The following is a 23,669-nucleotide window of genomic DNA, read 5'->3' as shown; positions in this document are numbered from 1 at the left end:
ATAAGACACAAAAAGTAAAACTTTATAACAAAAAAACACAAGGTATAAAACCTTGTGTTTTTTCTTTTATTCGGTTTTAAATAATTTATTATGAACCAAAACGGGATAAAACTTCATCATAGTTCGGTATGGATTTTGTTTTACCGATTTGGTTAGCGATGACAAATGTCTTTGTAGTTTCTTCCATTGCTTCAATGAGCTTTGAACAATCTTCCAAATCTTTAGCTACACATATTACCCCGTGATTACCCAGCAGACAAATATTTTTATCCTTTAATGCATCCTCAAGTCCGTTTGCTATTTCCGTAGTTCCCGGCATTCCGAAAGGTATACATGGTATCTCGCCCTTGACAGCTAAAAATGCGGTACAGCAGTCTATCTTCACACTTTCGCACTGAAGAGCATAAGCAGTCAAGTAAGTACAGTGACAGTGAATGACAGCATTACAATCGGGTCTTGCGAGTAAAGCCGCTTTATGAAGTCTGTACTCGCTGGAAGCCTTCAATGAGCCTCCTATTTGTTCTTCGCTGTCTAAGTCGATTACTGAAATCATATCTTCATCGAGGAATAATTTTCTCTTTCCCGACGGCGTTATATACAGTTCGTTTTTGTTTCTGTCAACGATGGAAATATTACCTTCCATAGCATTGACATAACCTTTATTCTCAAGTATATGAGAAAATTTTAATACCTCTTCTTTATAATTCATACTTTAACTCCTGTTTATTTTAATTTCTTCCATATATTTTCCATAGGTTTTCCCTCACAGTATCTTATAATATGGTCTATAACCAACTTATTTGTCCATACATTATATACTTCATAAGTCAACGATGCCATATGAGGGGTCGTAATAACGTTTTTCATCTTTAGAAGAGGATGATTTTTTTATAGGTTCTTCCCAAAATACATCTAAAGCGGCTCCCGCGATTTTTTCTTCTTCAAGGGCTTTAACAAGTGCCTCTTGTTTTACCACAGCTGCTCTGGCAGTATTGATGAACAAAGCAGAAGGTTTCATCATGTTGAACCATTCATCATCTATGCTCCCTCTCGTTTCTTCCGTAACGGGAAGATGAATGGAAACTATATCGCTGTTTTTAAGTAAATCTTCTACAGTTGAAGGTATGGCACCGTCTTCTTCCATCTTTTCTTTTGGAAAGTATGGGTCATATGCCATAACCGTCATATTGAAAGCCTTGCATATTTTCGCAACTTTTCTGCCTATTGCACCATAACCTACTATACCTACGGTTCTGCCGTAAAGTTCTCCCCCAAATCCCATAGTCATATATGGACTGCCTTCATCGTAATTCCAATTTACATCTTTCTTTTCTATATAGTCAAATACATTATCCTTTTCTTCTCCGAGATAATATCCGTCATGCATACCTATCATGGCTTGATTTATCTTCTTTAAAAGCATTATCATAAGACCAACCGTAAATTCCACTACAGCAACCGCATTCCTCCCCGGACAGTGACCCAAAGGAATACCTCTGTCATGCAGTGCCTGCCAATCTACCATAGTAGGGGTCCCTCTCGCGTTTATAAGGAATCCAAGCCCGTTATCCGCCCATTTATCTATCGTAGTCTTCCCTGCATATTCACCCATAGTAACAATGATTTCATTTCCGCTTAGCTTATCACATAAGTCTTCTTCACTCATATCGTTAGTTTCAATATATGTTATATCACAATACTCTTCAACTTTTTTGTATTCCTCATCGCTCAGAGGGATACATATTCCCAATTTTTTCTTCATTCCATAAACCTCCTATAAACCGCTAAGCAGCGTCGACCGAAACATTATCGGTAACATCTTCCATGCCTCTATATGCTTCTTTTTCAACAAAATCCAAGATTTTATTTTTATTCTTTTTAAATAATACATAGAATAAAATATCAGCAACTATGACCCCGCCTATAATAAGAGGATTTCCTGAAATGAAAGCATACATAACAGCAATCCCGATAGGATGGTCAACAGATCCCCAAGCTGTAACAAGAGTAAGTCCCGCAGCTATTTCTATTCCGACACTTAATGCTATTTGAGTAAACATAGGAGCTATCAATGTACTTATATATAAAGTTAAAATCAATTTACCTAAAGCGGAAATAACACTTTTAACGATATTACCGTTGGACATAGAAATAAACGTAAGCATTCCGTAAGGTATAGCCACTAAATTCAGAACAGGTAAAACTTTGTTTCCCGGAAGGATGAATGCTAATAACAATATTATAGGCATACAAATCAAACCTGTTGTGAGTCCTGCTGTTTCTCCGTAAACCGTAGCGTCATTTACAGAAATAATCATATCTTTTCCTTTTGCATTTTTTCTCGCCGCACTTGTAATAGAAGTGAAAGCACCTGCAAAAATAATTGCGATTTTTGGGAATATTGTCATAACAGCTGATGTAGCTATAGTACAAGTTAGAATAGAACCCAGACCTTCAAGAGTTAACATCCTGTCAAAGTTTCCGGAAATCCCAAGTATCAAACCAACTATTGCACCTAGGACCATCGGGTCACCTATAAATCCCAATCTTTTCTTTAATGTGGTTGGATCTGCTTTAATTTTATATAAACCAAACTTGTTAAGCAGCCAGTTCATAAAGAAAGCATAAGGAGCATCGCCCGCAATATGTAACATGGATACTGTACAGCCTTCATAACCGTAATAATTTGCAAACCTTCTGGAAATAAACTCTGCACATACAGTAGTGAATAATAAAAGTACTAACATACATCCGAAACTTAACCAGAAATTTTTAGTTACCAAATAACACATGGAACCGTAAATCATATAAGAATAATTGTTCCATAAATCGGTCGCCTGAAAGACATTAGTAAATTTTGTGGCAAACATCAATAGCTGCAACGCAATACAAAGTCCCATAAACAACAGACCTATATTAGTCGAATAAGCTATCATAGCACCAGCCTGCCAGCCTATATCGAATATCGGCAGATTGATTCCGCTTACATCTACCATCCTTTGAACTACAGGAGCTATTACTCCGCTGAAAGAACCTATGAGCAAGTTAAATCCTTCCAAACCTATCCCTATAGATAGTCCCGAAATAAATGCTTTTTTAACAGGTACTCTCATAAACAATGCAATAATAAATATCATAACGGGAACGATAACAACCGACCCCAATGTATCTAAAATATTTTTTAATACTTCTAGAAAAGCCATTTCATTACCTCCTTTTATTTTCCTGCATCATGAAATATATTCAATGCTTTTTCTTTAAATTCATCAACTCCCATACCCGTAATAAGTCCGATAGAACTCAAAGCAGGTATACCGTAATTATCTGATATCGGACTTGCATGTGCGATCAAATCAAATTTTTCTCTTGCACATATGGTTTCCATTTCCGATGGCATGGTTTCGACAGCTTTTACACTGTATCCCTCATCGGTAAACATATCTATAAGCATATTTGCTACCATTGAAGATGTAACCGTACCTGAACCGCAAACCGACAATATTTTAATTTCTTTAGACATAATTCTTTCTCCTTTTATATATAAGAATTTACAATTTCATAAACTTCATCTTTTGTACTCGAAGCTTTTAAACTTTTCAAAGCATTTTCATCCTGCAAAAATACCATTAATTTTTTTAACAGTACCAATTGCTTTTCGGGATCGCTTATTGCAAGCATCAATATCACTTCAGGGTATAATTCTATTTCCGGTGAACCCATTTGTCTGAACATTACGGGTTTTGATAAAAATCCCACCGCTATCGACGGTCTGTTCACATGACTGTCCGTCGTATGAGGAACAGCCACATCAAAGGCAACAGCAGGCAGTCCCGTAGGATATTCTTTTTCTCTGTCTACTACTGCTTTACAAAAAGTATCCTTTACCGCTCCGTCTTTTTCAAGTACATCCGCAAGCATTCTTATCGCTTCTTCACTGTTACTGCAATCCATATCCCGCAAAATATATTCTTTTTTAAGCATATCCTGCTCCTTTCATTCGTTTTTTAATGCGCATTTCCTTTTTACAATTATATCTTATCAGAGATAAAGACAAATAAAAATATAATAGTATTTCCAATTTAAGCGGAAGGATTATTATATAACTTTATTTCTAAATCAAATGGAAATATATTATAATGAAGTGAGATATCATCTTATGTTATACTTAATAAAAAGGAGTAAAAGAGGTGTACTGTAATGAATATGCGTACATATCAGGTGTTGAAATATTTATCCGATAATAATTTGACATCATATACAGTTAAAGATTTATCGCTTAAATTTGAAGTAAGTGACAGAATGGTCAGAAATTATCTTTCATATATTGAAGATTTTTTGATTGAAAACAATATGCAGGACCTGTTATACAGAAACGGTGATAAAATCAGCTTTGCAGGTACGAAAGAACAAGGTGAAGAGCTTCTGAACATAATAATAAACGGAGGCTTTTACGAATATAAGCTTACATCCAAAGAAAGACAGTTTATTATCAAGCTTCTTTTATTTATTAATAACGATCATTTGACATTATCGGATTTTGAAAAAATATTATTTACAAGCAAAGTCACGGTTTATAAAGATTTAAAAAAAGTATCGGACGAACTCGAAAAGAATGATATCAAGTTAAATGAAAATAAAAGATTTGGATTCCTTCTCGATATGGATGAACATATAAAAAGGAATGAGATATATAAATTGATAAAAACATTAAATATATCCAGCAAAGAATTTTTGGAATACGATACCCACAACATATGTATTTGGTTTATACATAACAAATTAAATTTAAATATTTATAAAAATAAAGTAAAAACAGCATTATCCATTACAGAACAGATAATAAACATTATGTTAAAACAAAGAAAAAAAACATAAATGAAAAATATATACAAATTTCAAAGCATTTGCTTCTGCTATTATACGGAGATACGATAAAAGAGGAGTATATAAACGAAGAAGTATGTTTCCTCGCCGATTACCTAATGAAAAAATCGTCTCTTAAAACTGAAGGCAAAGATACAAATCAGAAGATAAATTTTTATATCATAGTAAAAAGTTTCTTATATAGACTTACATGCGAATATGATATAAATTTTTTAAACGACTATAAACTTCAGGAGTTTCTTACAGCACATATAATAAGCCTTTACAACAGACAAAAGAATAATGAAAAAATAATAAATCCATATAAAGAAGACTTATTAAAAAACTATAAAAAAGATTATGAAATAATATCGGAAAATATTTACATACTTGAAGAAGACCTCGGTATAAAGCTGGATGATAATGAAATGACATATATACTGATGCATATCGTCGCGGCATTGGAAAGGATGAAACAAAACGTTGACGAATTAAGAGTGCTTGTAATGTGTCATGCGGGAATAGGAACTTCACAATTTTTAGCGGAAAAACTAAAAAATCAATTTAAAATAAAAATAGAAGATGTAGTTTCATCTCATTATGTAAAATCGAGATTATTTATAAAGCCCGAAGAATTTTCACAAAAGTACGACCTAATAATTACGACCACACCTTTAATGGGCGCTCCCATACCATGGATAGAAGTAAATCCTATCCTTACAAATGAAGATGTAGATAAAATAAATAAAACGCTTAATGAAGTATCGAGAAATTTACCTATCAAAGAAGAAACGACCATAAAAAACAAAACGCCTTTAACTTCAGTAAAAGAAAAGAAAACAAATGAAAATAGCAAAATACTTTTCTCAACACTATTAAAAAAAGAAAACATATTACTTGATAAAAATGTAGAGGATTGGAAATCTTCAATAATAATAGCGGGAGAACCTCTATTGTGGGAAAAGAAAATAACGGCGGATTATTTAAGAGCAATGGTAAATAATGCTTTGGACAACGATCCGTACTTCGTATTTGCTCCGGGGATCGCTTTGGCACATGCAAACCCCAAGTACGGAGTCATTGAGCTTGGAGGAAGTTTTTTAAGATTAAAAGAACCTGTTCACTTTGGACATAAGAAAAACGATCCCGTTAAATTTGTCATTGCACTTTCAGTTCTCGAAGGTAAAGATAATTTGGATATGATATTTAAATTAATGAATACACTTTGCTCGAAAGAAGCCTTTGAAGAACTTGTAAATGCAAAAGATTATATGGAGATAATAGATATATTTAAAAAATTCGAGAAACAATAATGTTTAATAATTATATCTTATAAAAAAACACAAGGGTCACCTACCCTTGTGTTTTTTCTTCTTTTTCATCTGTCTGAGTTCAAAAAGTCTTTCTTCTTTTTCTTTATTTTCTTCTCTGTTTTTACTTTTTACTTCAAGTTTTCTTTCTTCATACTGCTTTTTAAGTAAATCCTGAGATTTTGTAGAAATACTTTTCTTTTTCATTTCCTTACCGACCATGCGTTTCATCCTTTTGGGGTTTATTTCCGTAATATCTTTTTTTCTATCACTTTGATTGACCCTTATAAATTTAAGCTTGAAATAATTATTGTTTAAAAATTCCAATAATTCTCCGTCGGTCGGTTCTTTACCGAAAGTTACTTTTGTGACTTCGAGCTTCTTCCCATATTCTCTTTCGATAACCCCCACATAAAACGGATCTTCGAAGAAAACAGTAAGCTTTGATTTGACTTCATCCAAAGAAATCCCTCCTTTTAAGTATTAACAAAGAAAGGACAACCAAGGAGGCAGGTTACTTATAACTATAGTTACGTCCGGACTACCAACCGAACAGTGTTTTTATCTTTGCAATTTAAATATTATCCATTTAATTATATAATGTCAAGATGAATATTATTCCCACCTGAAATACTTTATAGATATAATACTGCATACAGCTGTTATAACTACCATAACAAGAAAAGCGGGCAATATATTTTGAAATTCAAAACCAAGCACCGCCGCTTTTAATATTTTTATCCCCTGTGTCAAAGGCAGAAAATTTACAATATCCTGCATGACTTTAGGCATTATTTCATAAGGAAGAGTTGCTCCCGAGAAAATAAGCATAGGAAAATATAAAATACTGGCAATTACCGAAGCAGTCTGAGTGTTTGGAGCAATACCTCCTACCATTATCCCTATACTGAACATTGTAAACATTACAAGTATAAATCCTCCCATAAAAGTAAATATTGACCCTTTAACGGCAAAGTCAAAAAACAAAAATGAACAAATATAAAGCAGTATCAATGATACAAAAGAGTATATTGCATAAATACTTACCTGCACCAGTAAAATCGTGACTTGATTTACGGGTGTTACTTTAAATCTCTTTAGTATCTTTTTATTCCTGTAATCAGAAATAACCAAAGGAAGCCCCATCAATCCTCCCGCACATATCCCTATAGTGGATATGGAGCCGAAAGACAGTGATAAAAATGAATATTCAGTACCATCATAAGCGGGCTTACCATTGAATACCAATCCCAAAACCACCAATATAACAAGAGGCATACATATTGAAAAAATAAACATATCCATTCCTCTCAATGATAATTTAAATTCTGTCTTAAGCATTTTACAAAATGTTTTCATATCAGTTTTCCTCCCCCGAATACCATAAATACGCATCTTCAAAATTTTCATAAGGACTGTTTTTAATGGCTTTATCTACACTGCCTCTATATACTTCATTTCCCTTTTTTAGTATCAAAATATTATCACAAAGTTCTTCCACTTCATCCATAAAATGAGATGTAAGTAAAATAGTAAGTCCTTTTTTCTTTAAATCAAGAAGACATTTCCAAACATCCCTTCTCGCCTTTGTATCAAGACCTGTCGTAAGCTCATCTAAAAATACCACTTTAGGATTTGGTATCAAAGCTAAGACTATAAATAATCTCTGTTTCTGACCTCCGGAAAGTTCTGCAATATAATTTTTCCTCTTCTCATATAATCCGAACTCTTTTAAAAGGATATTATAATCCTTTGTATCATTGTAAAGACTTTCTGTTTCTTCACATAGTTCCCATATTTTTATCTTATCAGGATAGTTTGTTTCCTGAAATTGAACACCGACTTGTTCAAATATATTTTTTCTCTCGTTTTTAGGACTCATACCTAAAATAAAAGCACTGCCACTGTCCATAGAACGAGTCCCTAAAATACATTCTATTGTAGTACTCTTTCCCGCTCCGTTAGCACCCAGCAGCCCAAATACTTCGCCTCTTTTAACATCAAAGCTAAGATTTTTTACTACACTGACTCCTTGATAACTTTTGCTTAAATTTTTAACTTCAATAGTTTTTTTCAATATATATCTCCTCCTATATTTTTACAAAATAATAACACCATATAAAACTATGGTGTTAAAGTGGAGGGTTGTTTTTATAATCGATTTTAAGTTTTGCAATTTCTTCTTTTATGATTAAAGCATTAACCTTTGTGGTACTTAAAGATTTAAGGAGTTTATCACAAGCGGTTATTATATCCTCGTCATTTTCCCTCATCCCTATTACTTCTTTTATATCTATATCAGGATCGACCGATAGTTCATTTAACATTCTTAAGATTGAAGACAAAGAGTAATTTGCACATCTCAAGGTTCGAATTATCTTAAGTTTTCTTATATCTTCATCGTTATATATCCTATATCCGTTTTCTTTCCTCTTTATCTTTATCAGTCCGTTCATTTCCCAGTTCCTCAATGTATCTATGGAAATATCAAGAAGTGCGGATACTTCTTTTCTTTTTAGTACTTTTCCATTCAATTCATAATCTTGATTTAAAAGCTTCTTAGTTATTGTAATGGCTTCTTCTGCATTATTAATTTCCATATCCAATTGATTTATATAATCTTTGACCAACATCAATGATTTATCATAATCCATTTTAGCAGAAGTTGTTATTATTTCTATAGCCCTCTTTCTGAGTCCGTTTTGCAGAACCTCTATACTTAAGGCTCTTCTGGCAATCTTAAACTGTTTGATATGTAAATCTGTAAATACTCTATATCCGTTCTCTAATCTGTTTACTTTTGGGATAAAGCCTATTTCTTCGTAAAGCCTTACGGTGTTTGGATGTATACCAACTATTTTTGCAATCTCGGATGTCTTATAAGTATTCATTAATAACCTCCTTTTTAACACATTTTATCATTTAATAAAACTCAGGTGATATAATGGAGGGTTTTTGTATCAAAGTATTTCATTATAGTCTTTATTGCATTCACTGCAAACTCTGTCGTGAATGGAGATTATCCCCTTACATTCACTGCACTTATATTTTTCTCGCTGTTCAAGGATAAATACTCCGATTCCTTTTTCTCTGACAGTTAAACTGTTTTCTATCAAACTTACCTTATATTTCTTATAGCTTCTCTCTAGATTTTTTATCAGCTTACACGGAAAATCACCGCATTCATAACAGTATTTATATCCCTGTTCTCTAACGCAGTCTTTGATTTTACAAACTCTGCAGTGCTTAGGTTTATCTCTGTCCCCCTTTAAGCATCCCTCACAAGGTCTTTTACTGAAACAGTGTCTGTAACAGATCGTACAGTTCATCCCGCAGGGTGCAAACATGATTTCATCTGATACTTCAGGCATTTTCATAATATATCTCCTTTTATTAATTATATCATAAACGTAAGCATAAATAAAAAAGGTGTGATAATATATCACACCTTCATAATTATTCATTTTCAAATTTACCGAGGAATTCTTTCATTCTTGTATTTTGAGAGGCAAAGACTTCTTCGGGGCTTCCCTGTTCGACGATATATCCGTTTTCCATAAATATTATATAGTCAGCAACATTCTTTGCAAAATTCATCTCATGGGTAACTATGACCATGGTCATATCCTCCGCAGCCAAATCCTTTATGACTTTGAGTATCTCCCCTGTCAGTTCAGGGTCCAAAGCCGATGTCGGCTCATCGAAAAACAAAATGTCGGGGTTCATGGCAAGTGCCCTTGCAATAGATACCCTCTGCTGCTGCCCTCCCGATAATTCGCAGGGATAAGCATTTTCTTTATCTTCAAGTCCCATTTTTTTAAGAAGTGACTTGGCTTCTTTATAGACTTCGTCCTTATCTCTCTTCTGAACTTTTATGGGAGCATTTACTATGTTCTTCATGACCGTATGATGAGGGAATAAATTGAAATTTTGGAATACAAGTCCGAAACTCCCCTGGTAATTTATTTCGCCGCTGTCCTTTGTTTCAAGGTTTGTAGCACATCTTAAAAGAGTGGATTTGCCGGATCCCGAAGGACCGATTATACAAAGGACCTCTCCCTTTTCTACTTTAAGAGAAATATCTTTTAATACTTCTACATCATCAAAACTCTTTTTAATATTTTTCATTTCAAGTAAACTCATGATATTCCTCCTTATTTATAATAGCTTAACTTCTTTTCGATACCTTCCATTACAAAGGCAACTATAAAGTTAAATATGTAGTAGAACAGTCCAGCAGCGATGAACGCGGCTACGGAAGACTGAGCCGCAGCGATCTGTTTCGCCATTGTAAACATTTCGGGTATCGCTATAACGAAAGATAGAGATGTATCTTTTACCAGTGTTATCACTTCGTTTGCAGTAGCGGGAAGTATCCTCTTTATTACCTGCGGAAAAATAATAATAAAGAAAGTTTGGAATTTATTGTATCCAAGCAATTTTGCGGCTTCATACTGTCCGTCGGGCATAGATTCTATCCCCCCTCTGTATATTTCCGCAAAATAAGCAGCATAGTTTACCGCAAACCCTATAAGCACCGCAACCATTCTATAACTGCTGGAAATCTGCATACCGAATATGTAATACGGTCCCCAAAATACAACCATGAGCTGTAACATAAGGGGTGTTCCTCTCATTATTGATATATAAATTTTAACCAGCCACCTTACAGGTGCTATTTTTGACATTCTTCCAAAGGCTACTACAAGCCCGAGAGGAAGAGAAAAAAGCAAGGTAAGCACAAATATTTCTATAGATGTTACCATACCGCTGCTTAAATCGGTAAACATTGCTCCTAAATTCATACAGTTATACTCCTAAATACTTTTATCACGTTTATTGTGATTTATTTATATGTCTGTTATATTTACTTTAAAGATCAAAATTATATTCTGCCTTAAATTTGAATAAAACACAACCTATTTTTTAAATCTTTAAAATATTCTTTTTTTATTACGGTCATTTTATATTATAAAATATATTTTCAAATAACCGATTTTTTATTTATGCTCTAAATAAATATATAAATAACAAAGTTATAAATCTATTTACCTATACAAAGTGAACCCGGAACTCCGAAGTCTGCATATTTATCTGCAATCTTATTTACTGTTCCGTCTTTAGCCATTTCATCTAAAGTTTTTTGTACTTTATCTCTAAGTTCTGTATTACCTTTTTTGAAACCAACCGCATATTTTTCCGAAGAAATAACTTCATCCAATACTTCAAAATCGGAAGCATTCTTTCTTGAATTTATTTGATAATTTGCGACACCTATATCCATTGCTATAGCATCGCATGCACCCGATTCAAGATCCATAAATGCAGAATTATAATCCGCAACTTCGGTCAAAGTAGCAAAAGTAGACGCTAATTTCTTCTGATCTCCTTGAAGTGCCGCAAGTGCAGAAGAGTCTTTTTGAGTTTCTACAGTCTTGCCTTTAAGACCTTTAAAGTTTTTGATCCCTGTTTTCTTGTTTACTACGATTATTTGTTTATTGTCTATGTATGGTTTTGTCCATGTATAATCGTCTTCTCTTCCGTTCATCGTAAATCCGTTCCAAATACAATCAATTGTTCCGGAGTCGATTTCCATATCCTTTGAATCCCAGTCAACAGGTTGTTTTTTTAGTGTCCAGCCGTTACGGTCGCAAACTTCCTGAGCTAAATCAAGGTCAAAACCTATATAATTGCCGTCATCATCTTTATAACCGTATGGAGGGAATTCAGCATCAAATCCTACCACAAATGTTTTGTCATCATTTTTTGCATTTTCGTCTTTGCTTCCGCATCCGAATAAAGTAAGTCCGGCTACCATGAATAAAGCAAGTACCAAAGCTAATTTCTTTTTCATAATCTTAATATCCTTTCACCCTTTAAAATTTATACGCTTAAAATACTTAAGCTCTTTTATATTAGCATAATTTCACATTTTTTTCAATATTCAAAATATTTATTAAATTAAAGTTTTAATTATTATTTTAGATAAAAACGATAAATAATTATTTAAAACAAAAAAGACACCTTATAGGTGTCCTTTTTATGTTTATTAAGCACTTACATTTCTTTTCTTGATAAAATACAATACTCCTATCATAAGTATGATACCAACAGGAAGAGATATCAATGCACTTTGTGTAAATCCTGCAACTATATATGTAATAAAAGATATAACAGCCGCTGTAATAGCGTAAGGAAGCTGAGTGGATACATGGTTAACATGATTACACCTTGCCCCTGCGGACGCCATGATAGTTGTATCCGAAATAGGAGAACAGTGGTCTCCGCATACCGCTCCTGCCATACAAGCAGAAATTGAAATGATCATAAGTGTAGGATTATTTGCAAATACATCAACAACGATAGGGATCAATATACCAAATGTCCCCCATGAAGTACCCGTTGCAAAAGCAAGGAAACATCCAACAAGGAATATAATTGCAGGAAGGAAATTCATAAATCCTTTTGCGCTGTTTTGAACAAAGTCTGCAACGAATACACCTGCTCCTAAGCTATCTGTCATTGCTTTTAATGACCATGCAAATGTTAAAATTAATATTGCAGGAACCATAGCTTTAAATCCTTCAGGTATACAATCCATACATTCTCTGAAATTAAGTACTCTTCTGAATACATATAAAGCAATCGTTATTACAAGAGCAAACATACTTCCGAGAGAAAGCCCTACAGATGCGTCACTGTTTGAGAAAGATTCAACAAATCCTGTACCTGAGAAAAATCCGCCGCTATATATCATTCCGATAAGACAGCAAGCAATCAATGTTAAAACAGGTATCACAAGGTCGATTACTTTTCCTTTATCATTTACTTCATCCTCGGTCTCATCGACATATCCCGAGTTTAGTATAGAATGTAAATCTCCTTTTGAAGCATTATCTTCATGTTTTTTCATAGAACCGAAATCAACTTTCATAAGCACCAAACTAATCATCATTACTATGGTAAGAAGTGCGTAAAAGTTATATGGAATCGCTTTGATAAATATGGAAAATCCGTCTGCACCTTTAACAAATCCCGTAACGGCAGCCGCCCATGATGAAATCGGAGCGATAATACATACAGGTGCTGCGGTAGCATCTATCAAGTATGCAAGCTTTGCACGAGATACTTTATGTTTATCCGTAATAGGACGCATAACGCTTCCTACCGTCAAACAGTTGAAGTAATCGTCAACGAATATGAGTACCCCAAGAGCAATAGTTGCAAGCTGTGCACCTACTCTGGTTTTGATGTGCTTACTTGCCCAGTTACCGAATGCAGCGGAACCTCCCGCCTTATTCATGAGTGCAACCATGGCACCCAGGATAACCAAGAATATCAGTATCCCAACGTTGTAACTATCTGAGAGAACTTTAACTATCCCGTCATTAAGTATGTGCGTTACAGATCCTTCAAATTGTCCGCCTGCGTAAAACACGCCTCCGATTAAAATACCTATGAACAGAGAACTGTAAACTTCTTTGGTGATCAAAGCAAGAATAATCGCAATAAGAGGAGGAAGTAATGACCATATAGTAGCATACATAGCCGGCTTTGCCTCACTTGCTTCGGCACCTAAAATCGGAAAAGCCAGCATTATTATAAAAATAAAACTAGCAAGACCGGTATAGATCTTTTTCTTTGATGATTTCATATTAAACCCCTTTAATTTTATACTTTACAGCATTACGTTTATCGTTTTTTAATAAATAAAAACATATAAAAATCACTTTTTAGCCAAACGCTGCCAATAACTAAAAAAGCCATAAATGACATACAAAAAAGTAAAACGCATTTATGGCAATTATTTGCTTTAGGATAGCGCTCCACATCTTTGTGACAGTACATTACATATTCTGTAATATACCAGGACTTACTTTTTCGGTAAAAATAAATCCTTCGGCAGTATCCCCTTTCCTATATAAAATCACCGCAATTCCATTATATAATACTGATGAACACCGCACCTCTATCATTTTACACTTACTATTAATTTTTACCATGTTTAACGAATATTGTCAAGTTTTAAATATTCATGATACATATTATATGTATGATTTATTATTAAACTAAAAAATAAGAGGTAAAATACCTCTTATTTTATCATTTCATTCATTACAGACATTAATTTATTTATATCAAAAGGTTTGGTTATATGAGCATTCATTCCGGCTTCTTTTGTTTTTCTTATATCGTCGCTGAATGCATCTGCCGTCATTGCGATTATAGGGACCGTCTCACTGTCATCTCGTCCTGAATTTCTGATTTTCTCGGTTGCCTCATAACCATTCATTATCGGCATCCTGATATCCATTATTATCAAATCATAATAATTTTCTTTATTTATCAAGTATTTTTCCAAAGCTTCTTTCCCATTCTCTGCCTTTTCTATATCTGCTCCCGTATACCCGATTATTTCGGAAGCTATATCCATATTGAGTTTATTATCCTCTACAAGAAGGTATTTTTTTACCTTTAAAATCATAATTTTTATTTTCTATTTTATCTTCTTTTACAGTTTTATTTTTTATATCATCCTGAGACTTCAAGTGAAGTATAACAGTAAATTCACTTCCCTTATTGATCTTACTTTTTACATATATTTCACCGTTCATCATATCAACGATATTCTTTACTATAGACATACCAAGACCGGTACCCTCTACATTTTTAATTATGGATTCTTCGGATCTGGCAAAAGGCGTAAATATTTTATCTTTAAACTCCTCGCTCATTCCTATACCATTATCTATAAATTTAAATTCATAACTGATATAATTTTTATACTCAGGAGTGATTTCCCTTATAAATATTTGAATATTTCCATTTTTGGGAGTAAATTTTACAGAATTGCTCAATATATTTAAAAATATTTGATTTATCCTAAGAACGTCTCCTTGTACAAAAGCATGATTAATTTCTTTATTTAATTTAACTGTTATATGTTTATCCCTTGCTGTCGGTAAAATAATATTTAATACATCATCGATAATACTATCTAAATCTAAAGGTTCTTCATTCAAAGTTACTTTTCCGCTCTCTATCTTAGACATATCAAGCACATCGTTTATCAAGTCAAGTAAATGATTGGAAGATGTCTCTATTTTATCCAGACAATCCTCAAGTTTCTCGACGTTATCCTTATTGTTCTTCGCTATGACTGTCATTCCCATTATTGCATTCATAGGAGTTCTTATATCATGTGACATACTGGACAAGAAGTCTGTTTTTGCATTATTCGCATTCCTTGCCATTTCATATGCATCTTTCAAAGCTTGATTATGAGCTTCCTGCTCAACTTTGATATCACTTACGTTCCTTATGGTCACTGTAACCATATATGGTTTATCATCTCTTATTTCAGATAGTATATATCCTGCTCTGTTCCATATATTACTTCCTTTATAATTACATTGATACTCTATTTCGAGTATTCCATCATGCTCGATCAAAGCTCTTATAAAATTCTTTTTATTCAACAATTCAAGCAAGTCTTTTTGTTCATCCTGGGGAATATTTTCTTTTATAAAACCTTCGACATAATTAAAGAAATCATTGATTACATCAAAATCATCATATTCATCTTTGATTTTAACTTTAACACACTGCTCACTTTCCAAATTCAGCTCAAACACAGCATAGTACATATCACTAAGCGAATTTATGAGCCTTATCCTATCGTGTTCAGCCTCTTTCAATGTCTTTATATTTTCTATATCGCTTTCCGTAAACAACTCTTCAAGCTCTTTTTTACTGTTATATAAATTCACAAAAGGAATATATATAAGTATATCAATGACTATCAGCGCGATTTGAAGGATTACCCCGTTTATACTTTGAGTTGAAAGGTATCCGCTTACAAATATAGGGCAAGCCCAGTTTACATTTTGTGTTATTACGGGAATAAATCCTATAATAGTTGAAAAATAACTAACGACCAAATTTACTACGGGAGCAATCAAGAAAGGAATACAAAAAATAGGATTAAAGATAACCGGCACACCATATGTTATGATTTCATTAATATTGAAAAGAGAAGGTATAAATCCAAATTTGGATATTTTATGAACATTTTCTTTCTTTTTATTAATTACTAAAAATATTATTACAAGTGCTAAAGTTGCACCGCACCCACCGATATTCACAAAAGAATTCAAGAAAACCGTATTAACGATCTCATGTGGGACAAAACCATTGGACATAGCTTGAATATTCAAATTCAATAAATCATTCAAATAAACGTCATTTACCTGATACAGTAAATACGTCCCATGCACGCCGAAAAACCAAAGAGACTGTATCATAAGCATATATACAATACCTTGAATGAGCTTATGTACACCTATCAACTGAAAAAATTTATATAGTAGATCGGCTAAGATATTTTGAAGGCTGCCGCCGCTTAAAGCAAAAACAATATAACTTAACAATGCAAATAAAATCAGTATTATTGCAATCGGGAATATCGAAATTATCATCTTATTCAAAATAAAAGAGTTATCGCTGTCTTTTATTTTTAGAATATTAAGTCTGTTGATTTTATCAAACAATTTTACAGATACGACAGCAGATAATATAGCCGAAAAAGTACCGGGAGCGCCGAGATATGAAATATCAAAATTTTCATTAGATACTCCAAGTATAAGCAAAAAAGAAGCACAAGCAGCAAAGGGAATAAAACTTTTACCATTTTAATATTTAAAATTTCCGCATAAGACCAAGATATGGAGAAAACCAATAAGATAGAAAAATACGATGTAGTCGCAGAATTAAGTAAAGTTACTATATCAAATATAAATCTAATATTTTGACTTTGGAGCCAAGATTGATAAGCAGGTATCGGAATCGATAAAATAACAGAGGAAAATGAATAGACCATTATTATAGGTATCATAAAAATAAAACCACGTCTAACGGCTTGGATAAATTTTACTTGTTCAAATTTTTCAGCTAAATTGAGAAGTTTATTTTTAAATGCCTGCAAATTCATGAGCTGATTTCCCCTTTTTAATATAAAGTAATTATATCATATGAAATATTTTAAGTAAAAGAAAAAATAAGTTTGATCAATAACTTATACAGTTATGAACATAAAAAAGTAAAAAAATTACTTATTTTTACTATGTATCATAAAAATAGAAGCCTAAATTTAATCTCAGGCTTCTATATATTTATTTTGTTTCAGATATTATTTTATAAAATTCGTCTACATTAAAAGGTTTGGAAAGAAATGCATTCATACCGGCATCAAAAGCATTCTTTCTATCTTCTTCGAAAGTATTGGCAGTCATCGCAATTATTGGTATGTTTTTTGCATAATCACTGTTTATACGTCTGATTTCTTTGGTGGCTTCAATACCGTCCTTTTCCGGCATTTTTATATCCATTAAAATCAAATCATAATAATTATCTTCACTATCTTTAAATAAAGTGACAGCCTCTTCCCCGTTTAAAGCTCTTTCAACATTAATATTATTCATTTCAAGAAGGGAAATAACTATCTCTGCATTCAAATCATTGTCTTCTGCAATAAGGACCCTCGTATTTTCCAGCTTTGTTATATTGTTTTCCGCTATTTCTTTTTTTACATCTTTTTCAGAAGCAATAGGTAAATTCAAAGTAAAGTAAAAATCGGAACCTTCACCTTCTGTACTTTTTACTTTTAAATCTCCGCCCATAAGCTTAACCAAATGATTACATATGAATAATCCCAGTCCGGTGCCGGTTTCATTATTATAATTGATTGAAACCTGTTCAAAAGCTTCAAATATTTTACTTAATTTATCTTCTTTGATACCGATTCCGTTATCTTTTATGCTAAAGAAAACATCGGAAGAATTACTATCTTTAACAATCTCTCTGATAGTTAAAATAATTTCTCCGTCTTCTTCGGTAAATTTGAAAGCATTGGAAACTATATTGGATATTATCTGCTTGATCCTTACACTATCACCCATAAAGTATTTATTTTGAAGGTCTATATCATAAGTTAGTTTTATACATTTTTCTTCTTTTTTAGATATAAATAATTCATCAATATCATTTATAACCTTAGTCAAATCAAAACACTCACTGTTTATAACCATTTTATAATTTTGAATTTTAGACATATCTAAAATATCATTTACCAAGGATAATAAGAATTGTGCGGATGAATCAATTTTAGATAAGTTCTTTTTCAAAGGTTCAGGTAAATCCTCGTTCATCATATTAATATTTGTAAGACCTATTATCGCATTGATAGGAGTCCTGATTTCATGTGACATCAAAGAAAGAAACTCGGATTTAGCTTTTGACGAGGCTTCAGCTTCTTCTACTTTCACCTTCATAACATTATTTTTCATTTTAAACCATATAAATAATAATATGATAACAGCTACCAAGATTATAAATCCTACTATTATGGAAATTACCAAAGTTGGATTGGAATAATAATAAGATTTAAAGCTGACCTTATTATCGCCTATTGAAACCATATTATCTTTTTTTATGTTTCCGGCTTCGGTTTCAGAAATATTATTGACCGTCTTGTTTAGAACCGTATACAATCTTGAATCGGAACCTTTCTTTAATGCTATGGATAGCCCCGGTAACGAATGCTCACTGGAGGTATAAATCACATTTGGATAGTAATTTTTCAAATATAAGCTTTCCATTACGGAAGAGGGCATTATAGTTTGGTCGGTTTGTCCTGAATTGACCGATTTTAAACATTCTTCATAACTATCATAATATTTTAAGACAATATCTTTACTTGCAGAATTTGTATTTCCGCCTTTTAAAACAGCTTGCGTTACTTTCGATGAACCGGTATTAGCATTTTTATTTTTGAGTATTACTCCGTCTACATTTATATATGACTTTGTCAATATTAAATTTTGTTTGTCCGCGAAATAACTGTCATCAAAAAAGCCTCCGAGGATATCCGCTTTACCGTCCTTTACAAGGTTTAGCGCATCCTCATATGTCTTTGCGGTTACATAAGTAAATTTCAGTCCGCTTTTTTCAGATATCAGATTTATGATATCTGGTATTATCCCGTCTGCTTCTTTATCCTTATAACTTATCGGATATAATTCTTCCGATACTGCAACCTTTATCGCTCCCGCATTTTTTATAAAAGATAAATCGCTTTTGGAAAAGCTTATTGTATTTATATACTGCTCAGGGAAATATTTATTATAAAGCTCGTCGGCAAAATTAGGATTTGCGGCATAAATCTCTTCCATTGCATCGCTGATTTCTTTGCATATTTCCTTTTGATCATGCGAAGTAACAATGTAATAAGGATCGGCGACGAATTTAGCAGCTACATTATAATCATCGTTCATATAAACATCGGAACCAAGCATCAAATCAGCTTTTTTATTTTTAAGACAAGATTCATAATCCTTTAAATCCAAATATTTTATTTTACATTTTATTTTATTTGAATCGAGAAATATTTTAAGTCTTTTTATTTTATGACCGGCTTTTTTATAAACGCCGATAGTTTTGCCATTTAAAGTACTGAGGTCAAAGCTTTTTATACTTTCATCTTGTTTAGGGTATATTAGAAGAGAGTAATTGCTTCCCATTGAATATTTGGGATAAGAAAAATACTTTTCCAAATCCTTTTGATAAAGCATCCCGCCCATTATATCATATTTGCCCTGCATCATTTCGCCCAAAAGTTCATCTGCATTCCCGTTTACGAATTCATATTCCCAGCCGGTATATTTCGATATTTCCATTAACCATTCATATACACTTCCTCCGTAAGAACCGTCTTCATATACTTCATTTATCCCCGCACTTTCGGGAAATGCAACCTTTAATACTTTTTTATTATTTTTAGCATTAACAGGCACACAAAATACTGATAATGATATTATTACAGCAAGAACTACAGCCCCTATTTTTTTAACAAAACCTCTCATAAAACTATCCTATCCTTAATGTTTACGATATTTATTTAATAATAACATAATTTTTACCCTTATACAAAAATATAAACAATAAAAACAGAGTCGATTAAAGACTCTGTTTTCATTTAATTAAATATGCTTTTTCTTATATATTATTATTGCTAAAATTGCAATAAGTGATGCAATACAAATACCTGCGTATAAAAAAATATTACTGCTGTCGCTTGTATCTACTGTATTGATTTTATCTGTGTAAATGCCATTTGTATTTAATTTGTTATTATTAGTATTTTTACTGTTATCGGAAACTGACACCATTTCACTGCCGATAGATTTAAACACGGCTTTTATACTATGATCTTTATCTATATTTTTAAATGTATATTTTTCTTCTGCCTTACATTTTTCACCGTCTACAAGAATATAATCGACTTTATAACCTATATCGGGATTTATATAAAATGTCTTGCTCTCACCTTTTTTGACTTCTACATTCCCCTTCGGTGAAATGGATCCATGTTTTGATGCAGAAGCTTTGACAGTAAATTTCGATACTGTTTCGTTATCCTTATAAGATAAGGCATATACCGAGAATTTATCGCTGCTTACTGTTACGGTACCTTCTATATCATCTTCATCTTTTAGCATATCTACACTCTGAATACCGTTTTCTTCATGAAGTCTTATAATAAAGAATTCCCTAAGTGTATTTTTACTTGATAATAATTCCTTAGGTATATCAAAACTTAGTTTGATAGGATAACTTAAGTTAGATATAATTAAAGATTTATTATTGCCCCCTGCGGATATAACATCTTTCTTGATACTTATATCATAGTAATTTGAAATATCTATATCTTTTACAGATTTATTGATTATGTTTTGATAGCTATTATTTGAGTTTACCTTTTTAATATCCAAACTCATGCTTATTTTTGTATCGGGGTCGTCTTTTAATATCTTAATATCATCAGAAGTTAAATTATCTAATAGAAGAGAACTATCATTAATATTTATTTCCTTATTTATATTTTTAACTTCCAAATATATTTGAGGAACTTTCAATAACGCTTCACATAATTCCTGTTTCTTCTCATATGTTAAACTTCCCTTTGAATTATCATCTAATGTTTCATAGTTCAGTTTTGTATCCAAAACATCATCAACTTCACTTTCAGTCAGCTCATTATTATTATGAACATCAGGAAGATTGTCTATCATGTCTTCAACATCATTACAGCATAACTTTACAAAACTTACTTTTATATCATAATCTTTTTGAACATTCCTTAATGTATATTTATCATCTTTAACTTCAGAGGTAACATCTTTATCATCTAATTTTAAACTTCCCAATTTATACCCTTTATCCGGAGTAAAAGTCAAAGTAAAATCATCCCCATGAGTAACGATTGTATTTCCCATATGAGAAACTTTACCATGTTCACCCGAAGAAATATTTATTATAAAATCTTTTTTATCGACACCTTCTATCTTGGCACTTCCCGTAACGGTTTTGTAATCGGATATCCCGTGAACATTGTTTTCAGGAATAAATGTCCAATTATATTCATTTAATCCTTCTTTTATAGTCTGTCCTTCATCCCAACTTATAACACCTTTGGTGTCATTATCGCTAAGTTTTATTTCCGGTAAATCCTTTGTGACCGTCATATCTACTTTATTATCAAAAATAGGATTTACAATCGGTTCAGCTTGTTTTAATAATATTTAAAAAGAGTGCTTTTGAGTATTAAACACAGTAGCCTTAGTACCATTTACTATACACGACTGAATAGTTACGTCACATGAAATTGCAAATCTCGGTTCTCTGACATTTGTAATAGAAAATTCATTTTTGTCATAACCCGCAAGCTCGTTAGATGACGAAGTAATGGTAGAATATCGCCAAGTATAATAAAATACAACATCACCTGTTTCAGCTTCTCCAATAGGCTTATATAAAGGATGATGAGCGGTTACTTTCATAATATGAGCATTACCGTCATATACAGCGTCAATATGATCGCTGAAAGAAAAAGTCGGATCGGCTAAAGGCTCTATTGCATAGAGAGTAGAAGATGTGACTTTGGTACTTACGTTTACCCCTTCCAAAGCAGTAGAAGAAAATGCCCACTTTTTACTTTCATTTCCTGTCACTTTAGGAAGTTCATATGAAGTATCGATTGAATAAGTATCATCTTCATTTTGTACAAAATTTAAAGCATGATTGTATAATCTTTCTATGCTGTCATAACTTCCGTTATCTCCATCATTAAATGTTACGGTTACAGGATATCCGAGTTTAGGTTTATCAGAACTTGCAAGCGTATTATATATATTGGTATAATTCGAAGAACTGCATACTATGGCAGTCAAATTACTGCAGCTTGAAAACGTACTTGATGCAACATATCCGCTTAAAACCGAGTATTCATTATCGGGTATATAAACCGTAGTTAGTTTTGTAGACGCAAAAGCAGTTGCCGCAATCGTCTGTACGGAATCGGGTATAACAAAAGCACCGGTCAATCCGGTATATCTAAATGCGGAAGTATTTATTTTAGTCAAACTTCTTTTTGGCAGTATAACTTTTGACAGAGCATTTTGATATGAAAATGCTGTAGCATCTATTACGGTCACACCCTCGGGAATTACAGCTTTAGTAAAACCGTCATAGCTGTTTGATTGTCTGAATGCGCTGTTATTTATAGAACTTACTCCGTTTGGTATAATAAGCTCTCCCGTAAATCCGGAATTATAAAATGCGTAATTTTGAATTAAAGCTAAATTATTTGATAAAGTCAAGCGTCCGGTCATTGACGAGCATCCGCTGAATGCATAAGTTCCCAAAGTCGTTACAGAATCAGGTATAGTAAGAGAACCAGAAAGACTTTTACATCCATCAAAAGCATGGTCGGAAATAGTTGTTAACGTATTTGGAAATACCAAATTTCCTTCCATGACAGTATCACTATAAAACGCCCAGCTTCCTATGCTCGTAAGATTACTACAATTTGATAAATCTAGATAAGTAATTTTACAATTGGCATAATTCGACGCTTTAAAAGCATTATCACCTATTGAAGTAACAGCTATACCATTAATACTCTCGGGTATCTCAAGTCTGATATTCAGCTTTTGTTCATCACTTAGACCGTTTATATAACTGCTGTTAAGCCCTGTTATCTTTCCAGACGAAAAATTATAATCACTTTCACTCGGAACCGCATAATCATTTATAGACGACAAAGAATACTTCTTCGTTTTATTTACTTCTTTTGTATTATTTTTATCATTTTCTTTTAAAGAATTTTCAGATAAATTATTTTTAACCGAGTCATCTTCATTTTCCTCTTTTATTTTATTATTACCATAATCAGTTATTTTGTCCTGATTAGTATTTTCATCAATATCATTTGATGATGAAGATATCCCATCCTTTTTCTCTGTGATATTATCATTTATCTTTATATCATCATTAACTAAGCTTTCCGCAAAAATAGGCGTAACATTGACGCTAATAAAAAATAACGAAGTCAACATCACACCTAAAAGCTTCTTTAAATAATTATTCATTTGTATATCC

General features: G+C 32.6%; 21 protein-coding genes and 1 riboswitch. Of the genes, 2 read left to right on the top strand and 19 right to left on the bottom strand.

Annotation, left to right across the window (positions count from 1 at the left end; all coding sequences use genetic code 11):
- Positions 1-88 precede the first annotated feature (88 nt).
- The 5 genes from ANASTE_RS00680 to ANASTE_RS00660 form a co-directional block, all read right to left on the bottom strand.
- Positions 89-709, bottom strand: coding sequence for a class II aldolase/adducin family protein (locus ANASTE_RS00680; RefSeq protein WP_007048930.1), 621 nt, complete (start codon positions 707-709; stop codon positions 89-91).
- 111 nt (positions 710-820) lie between these two features.
- Positions 821-1,762: an NAD(P)-dependent oxidoreductase gene (locus ANASTE_RS00675; RefSeq protein ID WP_007048929.1), complete on the bottom strand. Its 942-nt coding sequence runs from the start codon at positions 1,760-1,762 to the stop codon at positions 821-823.
- Positions 1,763-1,784: 22 nt separating this feature from the next.
- Positions 1,785-3,203 carry a PTS transporter subunit IIC gene (locus tag ANASTE_RS00670; RefSeq protein WP_007048928.1) on the bottom strand — a complete coding sequence of 473 codons (1,419 nt, stop codon included), beginning with the start codon at positions 3,201-3,203 and terminating at the stop codon, positions 1,785-1,787.
- Positions 3,204-3,217: 14 nt separating this feature from the next.
- Positions 3,218-3,520, bottom strand: a complete 303-nt coding sequence (locus tag ANASTE_RS00665) for a PTS sugar transporter subunit IIB (protein ID WP_007048927.1) — start codon at positions 3,518-3,520, stop codon at positions 3,218-3,220.
- Positions 3,521-3,534: 14 nt separating this feature from the next.
- Complete coding sequence (locus ANASTE_RS00660) at positions 3,535-3,981, bottom strand: PTS sugar transporter subunit IIA (protein ID WP_007048926.1); 447 nt, start codon at positions 3,979-3,981, stop codon at positions 3,535-3,537.
- A gap of 216 nt (positions 3,982-4,197) precedes the next feature.
- Between ANASTE_RS00660 and ANASTE_RS00655 the strand changes: the two genes are divergently transcribed.
- Together ANASTE_RS00655 and ANASTE_RS00650 are read left to right on the top strand one after the other, a co-directional pair.
- A complete protein-coding gene (locus ANASTE_RS00655; protein WP_007048925.1) occupies positions 4,198-4,875 on the top strand; it encodes a helix-turn-helix domain-containing protein in 678 nt (225 codons plus the stop codon).
- 29 nt (positions 4,876-4,904) lie between these two features.
- Positions 4,905-6,176: a BglG family transcription antiterminator gene (locus ANASTE_RS00650; RefSeq protein WP_007048924.1), complete on the top strand. Its 1,272-nt coding sequence runs from the start codon at positions 4,905-4,907 to the stop codon at positions 6,174-6,176.
- A gap of 36 nt (positions 6,177-6,212) precedes the next feature.
- Here ANASTE_RS00650 and ANASTE_RS00645 read toward each other — a convergent pair whose 3' ends face one another.
- From ANASTE_RS00645 to ANASTE_RS11140, 14 genes are all read right to left on the bottom strand, one after another.
- Positions 6,213-6,635, bottom strand: a complete 423-nt coding sequence (locus ANASTE_RS00645) for a YjdF family protein (RefSeq protein ID WP_007048923.1) — start codon at positions 6,633-6,635, stop codon at positions 6,213-6,215.
- Positions 6,636-6,788: 153 nt separating this feature from the next.
- The gene (locus tag ANASTE_RS00640) at positions 6,789-7,532 is read right to left on the bottom strand and encodes an ABC transporter permease (protein ID WP_007048922.1); all 744 of its coding nucleotides are present in this window, start codon (positions 7,530-7,532) and stop codon (positions 6,789-6,791) included.
- A 1-nt stretch (position 7,533) separates the two neighbouring features.
- Entirely contained in the window at positions 7,534-8,250 is a 717-nt protein-coding gene (locus ANASTE_RS00635) for an ABC transporter ATP-binding protein (protein ID WP_007048921.1), read from the bottom strand.
- Between the two features lie 55 nt (positions 8,251-8,305).
- Positions 8,306-9,064: a MerR family transcriptional regulator gene (locus ANASTE_RS00630; RefSeq protein WP_007048920.1), complete on the bottom strand. Its 759-nt coding sequence runs from the start codon at positions 9,062-9,064 to the stop codon at positions 8,306-8,308.
- Between the two features lie 69 nt (positions 9,065-9,133).
- Complete coding sequence (locus ANASTE_RS00625) at positions 9,134-9,550, bottom strand: DUF3795 domain-containing protein (protein ID WP_039944549.1); 417 nt, start codon at positions 9,548-9,550, stop codon at positions 9,134-9,136.
- A gap of 79 nt (positions 9,551-9,629) precedes the next feature.
- On the bottom strand, positions 9,630-10,316 hold the full coding sequence (locus ANASTE_RS00620) for an amino acid ABC transporter ATP-binding protein (protein ID WP_007048918.1): 687 nt from the start codon (positions 10,314-10,316) through the stop codon (positions 9,630-9,632).
- Between the two features lie 11 nt (positions 10,317-10,327).
- A complete protein-coding gene (locus tag ANASTE_RS00615) occupies positions 10,328-10,978 on the bottom strand; it encodes an amino acid ABC transporter permease (protein WP_007048917.1) in 651 nt (216 codons plus the stop codon).
- 239 nt (positions 10,979-11,217) lie between these two features.
- Positions 11,218-12,027, bottom strand: a complete 810-nt coding sequence (locus ANASTE_RS00610) for an amino acid ABC transporter substrate-binding protein (protein WP_007048916.1) — start codon at positions 12,025-12,027, stop codon at positions 11,218-11,220.
- 195 nt (positions 12,028-12,222) lie between these two features.
- Positions 12,223-13,827: a Na+/H+ antiporter NhaC family protein gene (locus tag ANASTE_RS00605; RefSeq protein WP_007048915.1), complete on the bottom strand. Its 1,605-nt coding sequence runs from the start codon at positions 13,825-13,827 to the stop codon at positions 12,223-12,225.
- A 157-nt stretch (positions 13,828-13,984) separates the two neighbouring features.
- Positions 13,985-14,153, bottom strand: a riboswitch (Lysine riboswitch).
- A 115-nt stretch (positions 14,154-14,268) separates the two neighbouring features.
- Positions 14,269-14,658 carry a response regulator gene (locus ANASTE_RS11150; protein ID WP_007048913.1) on the bottom strand — a complete coding sequence of 130 codons (390 nt, stop codon included), beginning with the start codon at positions 14,656-14,658 and terminating at the stop codon, positions 14,269-14,271.
- Positions 14,618-16,849, bottom strand: a complete 2,232-nt coding sequence (locus ANASTE_RS11145; protein WP_341271221.1) for an ATP-binding protein — start codon at positions 16,847-16,849, stop codon at positions 14,618-14,620. Before ANASTE_RS11145 ends, ANASTE_RS11150 begins: the two co-directional genes overlap by 41 nt.
- Before the next feature lie 495 nt (positions 16,850-17,344).
- Positions 17,345-20,092, bottom strand: a complete 2,748-nt coding sequence (locus ANASTE_RS00595) for an ATP-binding protein (RefSeq protein ID WP_007048910.1) — start codon at positions 20,090-20,092, stop codon at positions 17,345-17,347.
- Positions 20,093-20,209: 117 nt separating this feature from the next.
- Positions 20,210-21,754 (bottom strand): InlB B-repeat-containing protein, encoded by a 1,545-nt coding sequence (locus tag ANASTE_RS00590; protein WP_007048909.1) that lies wholly within the window; start codon positions 21,752-21,754, stop codon positions 20,210-20,212.
- A gap of 57 nt (positions 21,755-21,811) precedes the next feature.
- Positions 21,812-23,659 (bottom strand): leucine-rich repeat domain-containing protein, encoded by a 1,848-nt coding sequence (locus ANASTE_RS11140; protein ID WP_007048908.1) that lies wholly within the window; start codon positions 23,657-23,659, stop codon positions 21,812-21,814.
- Between the last annotated feature and the right edge of the window lie 10 nt (positions 23,660-23,669).

This window comes from Anaerofustis stercorihominis DSM 17244, from assembly GCF_000154825.1.
Lineage (GTDB): Bacteria > Bacillota > Clostridia > Eubacteriales > Anaerofustaceae > Anaerofustis > Anaerofustis stercorihominis.
This window is presented reverse-complemented; position numbering and strand designations above follow the sequence as displayed.